Here is a 13,068-nt window from a genome sequence, read left to right on the forward strand (position 1 = left end):
GGTGTGGATCACAGCGGGCCGAGAAGCAGCCGGTAATGCTCCCCGAAGATCCGGTCGCCGCGTCCGCGCAGCAGCGGGTCGCGCAGCGCCGGCGGCACGTCGCGGGTCCGGTTGCGGTCCCGGGTCCGGTCCTGCACCCATCGGGTACGCGGCCGACGGCGGCTCTCGTACGCGGTGAGCGCCGCCTCGACGCTGCCTGCCGCGTGCAGCGACTCGGCGAGCACCACCGCGTCCTCCAGGGCCATCGCGGCCCCCTGGGACAGCGTCGGCGCGGTGGCGTGGGCGGCGTCGCCGACCAGAAGCACCCGGCCCCGGTACCAGCGCCCGAGTTCGACCTCGTCGGTGGTCGTGGCGTGGACCCCGTCGAGCGCGTCGAGCACCTCCGGCACCGGTCCGCCGTACTCGCCGAACAGGTCGCGCAGCCGGGCCAGCGGGTCGGCCGGCAGCTCGGTGCCGGCCTCGTCGGCGTAGCAGTGCAACCGGCCGGCGCCGATCGGCACCACGAGGAAGCCGCAGCGCCGCCCGAGCAGGGCGGTCCACTCGTCGACCGGCGGGCCGTCCCGGACGACGCCGCGGTAGACCACCTGCCCGGCGGGGCGGGGTGGACCGCCGAGCGCGGCCAGCGCCCGGATCGAGGAACGCGGCCCGTCGGCACCGATCACCAGGTCGTACTCGGTCTGCGTGCCGTCGACGAAGGTGACGCCGACGGCGGACGGCAGCAGGTCGATGGTGCGTACCTCCGCGCCGTGCCGGACCGCGCCGCCGGCACCGCTGAGCAGCACCCGGTGCAGGTCGGAGCGGGCCAGCGCACGGCACTCGCCGACCCCGGCCCAGAGTGCGTCGAGGTCGACCTCGCACAGCGGCGCACCTGTCGAATCGAGGAACCGTTGCCGGTGGATGACCTTTCCGTACGGACGGACGGGGTCGTCGAGGTCCAGCCGGCGCAGCGCGCGGGCCGCGTTGCCGGGGAGGTAGAGGCCGGCGTCGGTGAGGTCGTGCGGCGGGGCCTTGTCGGTCAGGTCCGGCCGAAAGCCCGCCAGGCGCAGCGCCCGGGCCACGGCCAGCCCGGCGATGCCCGCGCCGACGACGAGGATGCGCAGGGGGGAGCCACGCATGGGGGTGTACGCCTCCGGAGGGGGTTCGGCACGCGTTGAAGGCAAGAGACTACTCGGCGCAATCGGCGCACACCAGAGGCAACCGGCCCACCTCCGACATCCCTCGGCATCGCCGGATCCGCCCGTCGGCGCCGGTCATCAGCCGGCCGGAGCCGGTCAGATGCCCGATGGTGGCGTCCGTGACACTCGTCGCATTACACGCCAATCACCCGCACCAGTTGCGCGCATTGTTTCAAGGATGTAAATGTGACGATGGGCATGGGAGCGCTCCCGTAACTATCGACGACGCGTTTCCGACCGCTCCGTCCGCATCCGTAGAGGCGTCCGGGCGACGCCGCAGCGCTAGGAGCATCATGAGACGTACCTTGCGGGCCATCATGGCCGTCGGGCTGGTTGCCGCCGGCTCGATCGTCGCCGTGGCCCTCGGCGGCACCGCCTCCGCCGACACCCAGATCTGTGAGCAGTACGGCTCGACAGTGATTCAGAACCGGTACGTGGTGCAGAACAACCGCTGGGGCACCACCGCCCAGCAGTGCATCAACGTCACGAACAACGGCTTCGAGATCACCACCCAGAACGGCAGCAGCCCGACCAACGGCGCTCCGACGGCGTACCCGTCGGTCTTCCTCGGCTGCCACTACACCAACTGCTCCCCCGGCACCAACCTGCCGATCCAGGTCAGCCAGATCAGCAGTGCCACCAGCAGCATCAACTACCGGTACGTGAGCAACGGCATCTACAACGCCTCGTACGACATCTGGCTCGACCCGTCGCCCAAGCGGGACGGCGTCAACCAGATGGAGATCATGATCTGGTTCAACCGGCAGGGCTCGATCCAGCCCATCGGTTCCCCGGTCGGCAACGCCAACATCGACGGGCGCAACTGGGAGGTGTGGCGCGGCAGCAACGGCTCCAACAACGTCATCTCGTACCTCGCCCCGTCGGCCATCAGCAGCGCCAACCTGAACCTGCTCGCGTTCATCAACGACACCCGTAACCGGGGCGCGATCACCAACTCCTGGTACCTGACCAGCATCCAGGCCGGGTTCGAGCCCTGGCAGGGCGGCGTCGGTCTGGCCGTGACGAACTTCTCGGCCGCGGTCAACGGCGGCGGCAACAACAACCCGCCGCCGAGCAGCCCGCCGCCCACCACCCCGCCGCCCTCCGGCAGTGGCGCCTGCGCGGTGAAGTACACCGCCAACTCGTGGAACAACGGCTTCACCGCCGACGTGCAGATCACCAACACCGGTTCCAGCACGATCAACGGCTGGACCCTGGCGTACTCGCTGCCGTCCGGACAGCAGGTGACGAACTCCTGGAACGCCACGGTTAGCCAGAGCGGTTCGTCGGTGACCGCTCGCAACGTCGGCCACAACGGCACGATCTCGCCCGGCGGCACGGCCAGCTTCGGCTACCAGGGCACGCTCAGCGGCTCGTACGCCAACCCGTCCAGCTTCACCCTCAACGGCACCGCCTGTTCGCGCTCCTGACGAGCGGGTGCCGGGGTGCGGCGGACGCCGCACCCCGGCACCGGTCAGGGCCGACTGACGTCCACCGACCGGTGGCCTCACCCGGGGTTGCCCAGTGGTGTCGGGAGATCGCAGACTTGGCAGCCACTACGACGGGGGGCCGAGCTGACGTGGACGTACGCCTGGAAGGTGACGGGGTGGTTCTGCGCCAGTGGTCCGAGCAGGATCTCGACCAACTGGTCGCGCTCTTCGACGATGCCGAGATGGCGTACCGCCTGCCGGTGGCGACCCCGTTCGACCTGGCTGCCGCCGAGGCGTACCTGAACTCCGCCCGGCGTGCCCAGCAGGCCGGCGCCCGGGTCTACCTCGCCGTCACCAGCGGCGACGACCTGGCCCGTGGCGAGGTGATGCTCAACCTGGCCACCGGCACCATCGGCTACGCGATCGGCCCGGCCTATCGCGGTCAACGCCTGGCCAGCCGCGCTCTTCGGCTGTTGACCGGGTACGCCCACCGGGTGGTCGGCCTGCCGACGGTGTATCTGGAGATCGAGCCGGACAACACCGGCAGCGTGGCCGTGGCCCGGTCCGGCGGTTACCGGCCGACCGGCGACGAACCGGTCTTCGTCGAGGACAAGGGCCGCCGCTACGCACTCCACCGCTGGTCGCACACCGGCCCCACGCCGCCGGCCGGCACCTGACGTCGAGCGGGTGACCGGTACCGCTCGCGGATTGCGGCAACTCGGGCTCTCAGCGCTGCGGGAGAGCCCGAGTTGCCGCATGTCGCGACGGCTCCGCCTCGCGGCGGGCACGGCACCACGGCGGGCGCTGCCTGGCGGCGGCGTCCGCGGCGGGCGCCGTCCGGCCTCGGGTCAGGAGTTGCCGAGGGCGTCGATGTCGCGCATCTCCTCGGCGTTCAGCGAGAACCCGAAGATGTCCGCGTTGGCGCGGATCCGCTCCGGGGTCACCGACTTCGGGATCGCCACGATCTCGTGGTCCAGGTGCCAGCGCAGCACCACCTGGGCGGGTGAGACGTTGTGCGCGCCGGCGATCCGGGTCAGCACCGGGTCGGACAGGTCGGTGGTCTTGAACGGGCTGTAGCCCTCCAGCACCACCCCGCGGTCCCGGTGCTCGGCGTGCCGCTGCCGGTCGTAGAGCCGGGGCCCCCACTTGATCTGGTTGACCGCCGGGTTCTCCTCGGTCGCCTGGATCAGCTCGTCGATCTGTGCGGTGCTGAAGTTGCTGACCCCGACCGCCCGGGCCAGGTTCGCGTCGCGGGCGGCGAGCATCTCCCGCCAGACCGGGATCAGGGCACCGGGGTCGTTCGGCGGCCAGTGCACCAGCCACAGGTCGACGTAGTCGACGCCGAGGGCGCGCAGGCTCTCCTCGATCGTCTCCCGCTCCCGGCCGACCCGCTCGGGTGGGAGCTTCGTGGTGATGAAGACGTCCTCCCGGCGCAGCCCGCTCTCGCGGATCGCCCGACCGACCTCCTCCTCGTTGCCGTACATGGTGGCGGTGTCGATGTGCCGGTAGCCGGCGTCGAGCGCGGCGAGCACGGCCTTGTAGCCGTCCTCGCCGGTCGCCTGCCAGGTACCGAAGCCGAGCAGGGGGATCCGGACGTCACCGGGAAGAACTGCGGTGGGGTGGTCACTGTGGTTCATACCGACCGTTCTACCCCCGATGTCGCGCGGCATGCCCGGGATCGGGCGCGTCGGCCCGCCGCCAGCCGGGCGCGTCAGCGCGAATTGTCGGAGAATGCGGATGTGGCTGACCGGCTGGAGGAGTACCGGCGCAAGCGGGACGCCGCGCGTACCCCCGAGCCGGTGCCGGCCGAGCGGCCCCGGCGGTCCCGGGCCGGCGACCGCGCCCGCTTCGTCATCCAGCAGCACCATGCCCGCAGCCTGCACTGGGACCTGCGGCTGGAGCGCGACGGGGTGCTCGTCTCCTGGGCGGTGCCGCGCGGGTTGCCCCGCGATCCGGGGCGCAACCACCTCGCCGTGCACACCGAGGACCATCCGATGGAGTATCTCGACTTTTCCGGTGACATCCCGGCCGGCGAGTACGGCGGCGGCCGGATGGTCATCCACGACCAGGGCACCTACCGCTGCGAGAAATGGCAGGACCGCGAGGTGGTGGTGGAGCTGCGCGGAACGCGGACCAGCGGACGGTACGTGCTCTTCGCCACCGGCGGGCGCGACGGCCGGGACTGGATGGTGCGGCGCACCGACCCGCCGCCGCCGGGCTGGACCGGCTTGCCCGATCTGGTCGCGCCGATGCGTCCCACGCCGGCCGGCCGGCTCCCCACCGATCAGGCCGCCTGGGGGTACGAGCTGCGTTGGGACGGGGTACGCGCGGTGGCGTACGTCTCCGGCGGACGGTTACGGCTGCTCTCGGAGACCGGTGCGGAGATCACCGGGACGTACCCGTGGCTGCGGCCGATGGCCGAGGCCCTGGCGCCGACGGAGGTCGTGCTGGACGGCGTCCTGGTGCGTATCGACCCCGCCGGGCAGGTCCGGCCGGCCCGGGGTGGACGCAGCACCGCCGATGCCCAGTACCTGCTCGTCGATCTGCTCTGGTTGGAGGGGGTGAGCAGCGTGGAGTTGCCGTACCCGCAGCGCCGCGAGTTGCTCGACTCGCTGGCACTGGCCGGGCCGCACTGGCAGACTCCGCCGTGGTTTCCCGGCGCCGGTGCCGAGACCATGCGTGCGGCGCGCGAACAGGGCCTGCCCGGGGTGGTGGCGAAGCGGTTGGACTCCGCCTACGAGCCGGGCCGTCGCAGCCGCGCCTGGCGCAGCGTGGACGCGAGCTGAGACGGCGAGGACCGGCGTGTATCTGACCCACCTCGAGTGCCCGCGCTGCGGCCGGGAGCACGACGCTGGGGTTCCGCAGAACCTCTGCGAATGTGGCTCGCCGCTGCTGGCGCGCTACGACCTCGCGACCGTGGCGCGGGTGATCGAACCGGAGCGGTTCGGGCTGCGCCCGGCCGATCTGTGGCGCTACCGGGAACTGCTCCCGGTGGCCGACCCGAGAAGTGTCACAACGCTCGGCGAGGGGTGGACGCCGATGCTGCGGGTGCCCGCGTACGGTGCGGACATCGGCATCGACGAGTTGCTGGTCAAGGACGAAGGGCTGACCCCGACCGGCTCGTTCAAGGCGCGCGGGGCGGCCGTGGGCGTGAGCCGCGCCCGGGAACTGGGCGTACGCCGGATCGCCATGCCGACGAACGGCAACGCGGGCGCGGCATGGGCCACCTACGCGACCCGGGCGGGCCTGGGCGCCACCATCGTGATGCCGCTGTCCGCGCCGGCCATCTGCCGTCGGGAGTGTGTGGCCGCCGGTGCCGACCTGCGCCTGATCGACGGGCTGATCGGCGACGCCGGGCGCCAGGTGGCCGCGCTCGTCGCGGCCTCCGACGGCACCGTCTTCGACGCCGGTACGCTACGCGAGCCGTACCGCCTCGAAGGCAAGAAGACGATGGGTTTCGAGATCGTCGAGCAGCTGGGTTGGCAGGTGCCCGACGTCATCATCTATCCGACCGGCGGTGGCGTGGGGCTGATCGGCATCCACAAGGCTCTCGGCGAGCTGCGGGAGCTGGGCTGGGTCGAGGACAAGCTGCCCCGACTGGTGGCGGTGCAGTCCACCGGCTGCGCGCCGATCGTGCGGGCGTTCGCCGCCGGGGACGACCGGGCCCGGCCGTGGGAGGACGCCCACACGGTGGCGTTCGGCATCACCGTTCCGGCCCCGTTGGGTGACGAGCTGATCCTCGCCGCGCTGCGGGCCACCGCCGGCACCGCGATCGCGGTCGACGACTCCGAGATCCTGACCGACCTGCGTGACTTCGCCGCCCGGGAGGGCCTGCTGCTCTGCCCCGAGGGCGCGGCCTGCCTGACCGCCGCCCGTCGGTTGCGGGCCGGTGGGTGGATCCGTGCCGGTGAACGGGTCGTCGTGCTCAACACCGGCGCGGGCGTGAAGTACCCGGAGACGATCGACGTCTCCGGCGTACCGGTGCTGCCCCGCTGACGCGCGACGGCAGTGGCTGGCGATCTCCGGAATGTTGCAGGTCATTCGGCGGTGGGCTCGGTCAGCCGCCACGCGGCGTTGACCTGGCCGATGTGGGACAACGCCTGGGGCATGTTGCCCAGGTGCGCCCCGCTGGCCGGATCGATCTGCTCGCTGAACAGCCCGACGTCGTTGGCGTGCCCGCTGATCCGCTCGAACAGCCGGCCGGCCCGCTCCCGTTCGCCGGCCAGCACCAGGCACTCCACCAGCCAGAACGAACAGAGCACGAAGCCGGCCGGGTCCGTGTCCCAGCGGTGGATCAAGCCGTCCGCGCCGCCGAGTTCCCGCTCGACCGCCTCGATGGTCGCCCGCATCCGTGGGTCGGTGGCCGGCAGGAAGCCCACCACCGGCAGGTACAGGGCCGCGGCGTCCAGCTCCGGCGACCCGAAGGCACCGGTGAACACGCCCAGGCGCTCGTCGAAACCGTCCCGGAGCACCGTGGCCCGGATCTCGTCCCGGATGCCGGCCCAGCGCCGGACGTCCGCCTGCCCCCCGAGCTGCGGAGCCAGCCGCACCGCCCGGTCCATCGCCACCCAGCAGAGCACCTTGGACGACAGGTAGTGCCGTTCACGGTCGCGCGGTTCCCAGATCCCCCGGTCGGGCAGTCGCCAGGTGGCCGCCACCTGCTCGGTGAGACCGAGCACCATGTCGCGCAGCTCGTCCGCGAGCTGGTCGCCGAGGTAGTCGCGTAACCGCCAGACCGCCGAGATGACCTCGCCCGGCACGTCGAGCTGCCGCTGCCGCCAGGCGTCGTTGCCGATGCGCACCGGCCCGCTGCCGTGGTAACCGAGCAGGTGGGGACAGGGGTGCTCGGAGACGTCCCGTTCCCCCTCCAGCCCGAACAGCACGGGCACCGGATCGGGGCCGACCCGGCCGATCGAGCGGGCCGCCCAGTCGAACAGGCGGGACGCCTCGGTCGGGCAGGCCGCCACCCACAGGGCCCGCATCGTCATGGCGAAGTCCCGCAGCCAGCAGAAGCGGTAGTCGTAGTTGCGGTCGCCGCCGATCCGTTCCGGCAGCGAGGTGGTCGGTGCCGCGGCGACCGCGCCGCTGCGCGCGTACGTGAGGCCGGTGAGGACCGTGGCACTGTGCCGCACCATCTCGGGATAGCGACCGTCGTACCGGTGACTCTCGCGGAACGCCTGCCAGGCCAGCACCGTGTCCGCCAGGGTCCGGACCGGATCCAGCCGGGCCGGTGGATCGCCGTACGCCGGCGCGTAGGCCAGGTCGAAGCCGAGCACCTGCCCCTCGTCGACGGTGAAGGTGTGCCGCACCCGGTCGTGCTCGGCGCGTAGGGGCAGCCCGTCGCAGCGCAGCACCAGCTCCACCGGGCCCGCCGCGGCCGCCACCGCACCGTCGGGCAGTTCCCGCAGGTACGGGGTGAGCAGGCCGTACTCCGGTCGGGGACGGTAGTCCAGCACCATCGGTACCCGGCCGGACAGTCCCTCGACCACGCGCAGCAGCACGGCTGGCGAGCGCATGCCGAAGTCGTGGGCGCGGGCACCCACCTCGGCGGCGAGAGCGTCGGTGACCACGACGCTTCCCTCCGGGGTGTGGTGCACGGTGCGCAGGATCAGCGTGTCCGGCTGGTACGCGCGCTGCACCCGGTGCCCGGGCTGCCCCACGGCCGCCGGCGCCAGCCGCCAGTGACCGCCGTCCGGGTCGAGCAGCCGACCGAAGACCGAGGGCGAGTCGAACCGGTTCGGGCACCACCAGTCGATCGAGCCGGACCGGCTGACCAGCGCGCCTGAGCGGCAGTCGGAGAGGTACCCGTAGTCGGAGATCGCCGGCTGCTGCATCCGGTCGGCGTACCCGGGATTCCGGGGCTCATCACGCCCCGCGCGGGTGTCCGCCGGCCCGGCCGGGCCGGGCCGGCGAACGGGTCAGGAGGTCGGCGGCTCGTCCTCGCCGGCTTCCTCGGCGGCGTCGGCCTCCTCCTTGGTGTGGTGGACGGCCTGGTCGGCGTGCTCCGGCGGCCCGTAGACGGTGTAGAGCACCAGCGGGTTCGGGCCGGTGTTGACGAAGTTGTGCCGGGTGCCGGCCGGTACGACCACCAGGTCGCCCTGCACCACCTCGCGCTTCTCACCGGCCACCTGCGCCTCACCGGTGCCGCTGACGAAGGTCAGGATCTGGTCGATGTCCTCATGGACCTCCTCACCGATCTCACCGCCGGGTGGGATCGTCATGATCACCAACTGGGTGTGCTTCCCGGTCCACAGCACCCGCCGGAAGTCCGGGCTCTTCTCGGCGACGGTCGCGATAGTGAAGTGCTCCATGCTCCGACACATACCCCATTGCGGGCCGGGCCACGCCGTGCTTTGCAGATGGTGGAATTGACCACCGCCTGAGGGTTTGGACCGATGCCGTTCGGGGATCGACACCAGCGACCGGTCAGACCGGTCATGCCAGGTCCCCGCTGACGTACCGCCGTACGGCTGCGGCGGTGGGAGACGGCCGAGCGCGGCGCGGTTTCGACCCTCGGGTCAACGGCGCCGCGCGCTCGTGCGCGGCGGGGTGCTCAGCAGAGCACGGCCAGGTGGAAGGGTCGGTCGGCGGCCGACCCGGCACCGTCGAAGGTGGTCACGAAGACGGCGTTCGGAATTCCGGTACGGCCGGCCACCGCGATCTGGCCGGCGGGGGCCAGCCCGGAACTGCCCACGAGCCCGACGGTGCCGACCAGGCTGGCACCCGTCACGTCCTGGTCGAAGACCACCTGGTACATCCCGGTCTGCAACCGGTTCGCCGCCGCCGCACCCAGCCCTCGGACCAGGAGGCCGTCGGCATCGACCACGGCGAACAGGACTCTCGCGGTCAATGGCATGCCGGCGCCGGCGCAGGTGGTGTGTTCGGCCTCGGCGCGGGCCGTGGCCTCGTCCCCCGGCACCGGTTGGGGCCCACCTCTGCTCCTGGCTCTCGCGCTGGACATCGCACTCCTTCCCAGCCCGGCCGAGCGGCCCTGGCGTGTTGAGTTGTTTGCGGTGGCTAAAGGGGGATCAGCGCCGATCAGCCCCCTTTGCGCTTCGAACGTATGTCGCGTTCCCTGTCGGCAGCTAGCCGGACGGCTGTCCGATCAAGGACACAGGAACCTGTTGATCACTGCGTTGACCTGCGACGACGCGCGAAAATGCCGGGTCTCAGTCGTCGTCGGGGTCGAGGACGGGCACCCCGTCCACGCACCGCACCGCAAGCTCGTACTCGCCACTCGGGCCGACGAACGTCACGTCCGCGTCGTCGTCCGGGCCACGATCGACGTCGTCGACCCGGTAGTCCTGCCGGGGCGACCAGGAGACGAGGTACACGCCACCCGGCCGGCACTCGGCCACCGCACTGCCCCCCACCGTGGAGAAGCTGCGCCGGTTGCCCGGCTCGACGCTCGGACCGGCCGGCGACACCGGGCTCGACGGCGATCCGCCCGGGTCGGTGCCGGGCGTAGGGGCACCGGTCGGTGCGCCGCCGGGCGCCGTGGTGCCGGTCGGCACCGGCTCGGCGAGCGCGCGGGCGATCTCCTCCTGGCTGCGGACCCCGCCCGGCGTCCCGGTCAGGCTCTCACCTACCAACCGGATCGCGGCGAGCCCGATCAGGGTGGCGACGACCGCGGTGGCCAGCCAGCCGGCCACGGCGAGGAAGGTTCGACGGCCCATCACCCGACTATCCCCGATCGTCGGTTGGGGAGACCTTCGGGCAACGCTAAGGGACGGTTAACGGACCCGGCCGGCGACGATCGCCGGAGATACCCTGCCTGCTGTGGCCCGCCTGCTGCTGATCGAGGACGACCTGACCATCCGTACCCCGCTGGTGCGCGCGCTGCGCGAGCGGGGACACGCCGTGGCCGCCGCCTCCACCGCGATGACCGGGCTGCGGGACGCCCTCGACGACCGCCCCGACCTCGTCGTACTCGACCTCGGCCTGCCCGACCTCGATGGCCGCGAGCTGCTGCGGATGCTGCGGGCGGTCAGTGCCGTCCCGGTCATCGTGGCCACCGCCCGCGACGACGAGCGGGAGATCGTCCGGGTACTCGACGCGGGGGCGGACGACTACGTGGTCAAACCGTTCACCGCCGGTCAGCTCGACGCGCGGATACGCGCGGTGCTGCGCCGGGGACCAGGCGGACCGGCCGAGGAGGATCCGACGGTGGTGGTCGGTGGGCTGCGGATCGACCCCCGGTCCCGGCAGGTCAGCCTCGACGGCGAGCCCGTCGAACTGACCCCGCGCGAGTTCGACCTGTTGCGGCATCTGGCCACCCGCGTCGGCGAGGTGGTGACCAAGCGGGAGTTGCTGACCGAGGTGTGGCAGATCCCTTACGGCGGAGCGGACAAGACCGTCGACGTGCACCTGTCCTGGCTGCGCCGCAAACTCGGCGAGAGCGCCCAGCAGCCGCGCTACCTGCACACGGTACGCGGGGTCGGGGTGCGGCTGGTCACCCCGGAGGTCGGCGGGTGAGGGCGCGCCTGGCACTGCTGGTCGCCTCGGTCAGCGTCCTCATCGTGATCGCTTTCCTGGTGCCACTGGCGTTGCTGCTGCGCACCGCCGCCGAGGACCGGGCGACGGTGCGGGCCACCGCCGACGCGCAGAGCCTCGCCTCCGTGGTCGGCACCGCCGACGCCGAGACCGTACGGCTGACCGTCGAACAGCTCGCCGCCGAATCGGCCCGGCCGGTGAGCGTGTTCCTGCCCGACGGCACGGTGCTTGGTTCGGACCCGACCCGCACCCCGGCTGTGGAGTTGGCCGGGCGCGGGCAGAGCCTCACCGCCGAGACGGCCGAGGGCCGGGAGGTGGTCATCGCGGTGCAGGGCCGCGCGGACGGTACCGCCGTGATCCGCACCGTCGTGCCGCAGGCGGAGATGAATGCCGGGGTGGGTCGCGCCTGGCTGGTGCTGGCCCTGCTCGGAATGCTGCTGGTGCTCATCGCCCTGGCGGTCGCCGACCGGCTGGCCCGCACCCTCGTCCGCCCGATCGGCGAGCTGTCCGAGGTCTCGCACCGGCTGGCCAACGCCGAGCTGGACGCGCGGGTGAGCCCCTCGGGGCCGGAGGAGCTGCGCGAGGTGGGCGGCGCCCTCAACCATCTGGCCGGCCGGATCCAGGAGTTGCTGGTGCAGGAGCGGGAGCAGGTCGCCGACCTGTCGCACCGGCTACGTACGCCGCTGACCGCCCTGCGCCTGGAGGCCGAGTCGCTGCGCGACCCGCAGGACGCCGCCCGGGTGATAGACGCGGTGGACGGACTCGAACGGGCGGTCACCGGCCTGATCCGGCAGGCCCGCTGGCGTACCCCCACCGACGGCGCGGTGGTCGCCGACGCCGTGGCCACCGTGGCGGACCGGGTCGCCTTCTGGTCGGTGCTGGCGGAGGAGACCGGGCGCGCGGTCGACCTCGACCTGGCACCCGGCCCGGTTCCGGTCGGCATTGCGGCCGACGAGTTGGCCGCCGCGGTGGACGCCCTGCTCGGCAACGTCTTCGCGCACACCCCGGACGGCACCCCGTTCGCCGTCCGGCTCCGCGCCCTCGGCGATCAGGTGGTCCTGACCGTCGCCGACGAGGGCCCGGGCATCACCGCCGACTCGGTGCGCCGGGGAGCGAGCCAGGCCGGGTCGACCGGCCTCGGGCTGGACATCGCCCGCCGGGCGGCCCAGGCCAGCGGCGGCCGGCTGGAGTTGGGTGAGCGGCCCGGCGGCGGGGCCGAAGTGACGCTTCGGCTCGGCCGGGCGTGACGCTCCGACATCGTCACTTCTCAGGATCGAACTGGTCTTAACCGGGGCTTAGGGTTCGGACAGCGCGCCGCTATCACGGCACGACCGATCCTCGATGCAACAACCGAGGAGAGGTGCAGACGATGAAGCGCAACCCCCTGATCCTGGCGTCGGTCGGCGGTGCGGCGGCGGTGCTCGCGGTGGCCGGGGTGTTCCTCGGCGTCGCGGCGGCGGACGACAACCGGGCGCGGCAGACCACCCTGACCGCAGCGACCGCCGCCCCGACGACCGCAGGTGTTCCCGACGACACCACCGGGGCCACGACCGCCGACCCGAGCGGCACCACCACGGCCGAGCCCACCGTGACCACCACCGCCGACCCGACAGCCGTTCCGACGGGGCAGAGCCAGCCGTCCACGGAGGGCGACGCGGTGAGCCGGGAGCGGGCCGGCGAGATCGCGCTGGCGCATGCCGGTGGCGGGCGGATCACCGAGACCGACCGGGACCGGGAGGACGGCCGGGACGTCTGGGAGATCGAGATCGTCAACGGCGGCACCGAGCACGAAATCGACATCGACCGGCAGTCCGGCGAGATCGTCAAGGCCGAGCAGGAGCCGGTGGACGACGACGATGACGATGACGATGACGATGACGATGACGACGATGACGACCGGGACGACGACTGACCCGAACTCCTCGGGCCGGTGACGGCCCGGCGGCACCCCCGGAGCGGCATCCCGCCCC

The 13,068-nt window shown here is 72.3% G+C and carries 13 protein-coding genes; 7 read left to right on the top strand and 6 right to left on the bottom strand.

The window, feature by feature from the left end:
• Positions 1–8: 8 nt before the first annotated feature.
• Entirely contained in the window at positions 9–1,115 is a 1,107-nt protein-coding gene (locus tag AB0I71_RS21770; RefSeq protein ID WP_357587326.1) for an FAD-dependent monooxygenase, read from the bottom strand.
• Between the two features lie 353 nt (positions 1,116–1,468).
• Here AB0I71_RS21770 and AB0I71_RS21775 point away from each other — a divergent pair, with 353 nt between their 5' ends.
• Positions 1,469–2,605: a cellulose binding domain-containing protein gene (locus tag AB0I71_RS21775; protein WP_357587328.1), complete on the top strand. Its 1,137-nt coding sequence runs from the start codon at positions 1,469–1,471 to the stop codon at positions 2,603–2,605.
• Between the two features lie 176 nt (positions 2,606–2,781).
• On the top strand, positions 2,782–3,282 hold the full coding sequence (locus AB0I71_RS21780; RefSeq protein ID WP_357587330.1) for a GNAT family N-acetyltransferase: 501 nt from the start codon (positions 2,782–2,784) through the stop codon (positions 3,280–3,282).
• A 171-nt stretch (positions 3,283–3,453) separates the two neighbouring features.
• On the opposite strand, the gene AB0I71_RS21785 is transcribed toward AB0I71_RS21780, so the two are convergent.
• The gene (locus AB0I71_RS21785) at positions 3,454–4,242 is read right to left on the bottom strand and encodes an aldo/keto reductase (protein WP_357587332.1); all 789 of its coding nucleotides are present in this window, start codon (positions 4,240–4,242) and stop codon (positions 3,454–3,456) included.
• A gap of 102 nt (positions 4,243–4,344) precedes the next feature.
• Here AB0I71_RS21785 and AB0I71_RS21790 point away from each other — a divergent pair, with 102 nt between their 5' ends.
• Together AB0I71_RS21790 and AB0I71_RS21795 are read left to right on the top strand one after the other, a co-directional pair.
• Complete coding sequence (locus AB0I71_RS21790; protein WP_357587334.1) at positions 4,345–5,391, top strand: DNA polymerase ligase N-terminal domain-containing protein; 1,047 nt, start codon at positions 4,345–4,347, stop codon at positions 5,389–5,391.
• A gap of 16 nt (positions 5,392–5,407) precedes the next feature.
• Entirely contained in the window at positions 5,408–6,601 is a 1,194-nt protein-coding gene (locus AB0I71_RS21795; RefSeq protein WP_357587336.1) for a threonine synthase, read from the top strand.
• Between the two features lie 41 nt (positions 6,602–6,642).
• Here the strand turns inward: AB0I71_RS21795 and AB0I71_RS21800 are convergent, their stop codons facing one another.
• From AB0I71_RS21800 to AB0I71_RS21815, 4 genes are all read right to left on the bottom strand, one after another.
• On the bottom strand, positions 6,643–8,439 hold the full coding sequence (locus tag AB0I71_RS21800) for a glycoside hydrolase family 15 protein (RefSeq protein WP_357587338.1): 1,797 nt from the start codon (positions 8,437–8,439) through the stop codon (positions 6,643–6,645).
• A gap of 84 nt (positions 8,440–8,523) precedes the next feature.
• Positions 8,524–8,916: a cupin domain-containing protein gene (locus AB0I71_RS21805; protein ID WP_357587340.1), complete on the bottom strand. Its 393-nt coding sequence runs from the start codon at positions 8,914–8,916 to the stop codon at positions 8,524–8,526.
• Between the two features lie 242 nt (positions 8,917–9,158).
• Positions 9,159–9,524 (bottom strand): hypothetical protein, encoded by a 366-nt coding sequence (locus AB0I71_RS21810; RefSeq protein ID WP_357587342.1) that lies wholly within the window; start codon positions 9,522–9,524, stop codon positions 9,159–9,161.
• A gap of 250 nt (positions 9,525–9,774) precedes the next feature.
• The gene (locus tag AB0I71_RS21815) at positions 9,775–10,281 is read right to left on the bottom strand and encodes a septum formation initiator (protein WP_357587344.1); all 507 of its coding nucleotides are present in this window, start codon (positions 10,279–10,281) and stop codon (positions 9,775–9,777) included.
• Between the two features lie 103 nt (positions 10,282–10,384).
• On the opposite strand from AB0I71_RS21815, the gene AB0I71_RS21820 reads away from it, so the two are divergent.
• The 3 genes from AB0I71_RS21820 (at position 10,385) to AB0I71_RS21830 (ending at position 13,010) form a co-directional block, all read left to right on the top strand.
• On the top strand, positions 10,385–11,080 hold the full coding sequence (locus AB0I71_RS21820) for a response regulator transcription factor (protein WP_357587346.1): 696 nt from the start codon (positions 10,385–10,387) through the stop codon (positions 11,078–11,080).
• Complete coding sequence (locus AB0I71_RS21825) at positions 11,077–12,345, top strand: HAMP domain-containing sensor histidine kinase (RefSeq protein ID WP_357587348.1); 1,269 nt, start codon at positions 11,077–11,079, stop codon at positions 12,343–12,345. Before AB0I71_RS21820 ends, AB0I71_RS21825 begins: the two co-directional genes overlap by 4 nt.
• 122 nt (positions 12,346–12,467) lie before the next feature.
• On the top strand, positions 12,468–13,010 hold the full coding sequence (locus tag AB0I71_RS21830) for a PepSY domain-containing protein (protein ID WP_357587350.1): 543 nt from the start codon (positions 12,468–12,470) through the stop codon (positions 13,008–13,010).
• Positions 13,011–13,068: the final 58 nt, after the last annotated feature.

The organism is Micromonospora sp. NPDC049891 (assembly GCF_040660295.1).
Taxonomy (GTDB): domain Bacteria; phylum Actinomycetota; class Actinomycetes; order Mycobacteriales; family Micromonosporaceae; genus Micromonospora.

Excerpts from the sequence above, each read along its gene's own strand:
- AB0I71_RS21775 (WP_357587328.1), top strand. The coding sequence starts at position 1,469 with ATGAGACGTACCTTGCGGGCCATCATGGCCGTCGGGCTGGTTGCCGCC.
- AB0I71_RS21770 (WP_357587326.1), bottom strand. The coding sequence starts at position 1,115 with ATGCGTGGCTCCCCCCTGCGCATCCTCGTCGTCGGCGCGGGCATCGCC.
- AB0I71_RS21800 (WP_357587338.1), bottom strand. The coding sequence starts at position 8,439 with ATGCAGCAGCCGGCGATCTCCGACTACGGGTACCTCTCCGACTGCCGC.
- AB0I71_RS21805 (WP_357587340.1), bottom strand. The coding sequence starts at position 8,916 with ATGGAGCACTTCACTATCGCGACCGTCGCCGAGAAGAGCCCGGACTTC.
- AB0I71_RS21815 (WP_357587344.1), bottom strand. The coding sequence starts at position 10,281 with ATGGGCCGTCGAACCTTCCTCGCCGTGGCCGGCTGGCTGGCCACCGCG.
- AB0I71_RS21785 (WP_357587332.1), bottom strand. The coding sequence starts at position 4,242 with ATGAACCACAGTGACCACCCCACCGCAGTTCTTCCCGGTGACGTCCGG.
- AB0I71_RS21830 (WP_357587350.1), top strand. The coding sequence starts at position 12,468 with ATGAAGCGCAACCCCCTGATCCTGGCGTCGGTCGGCGGTGCGGCGGCG.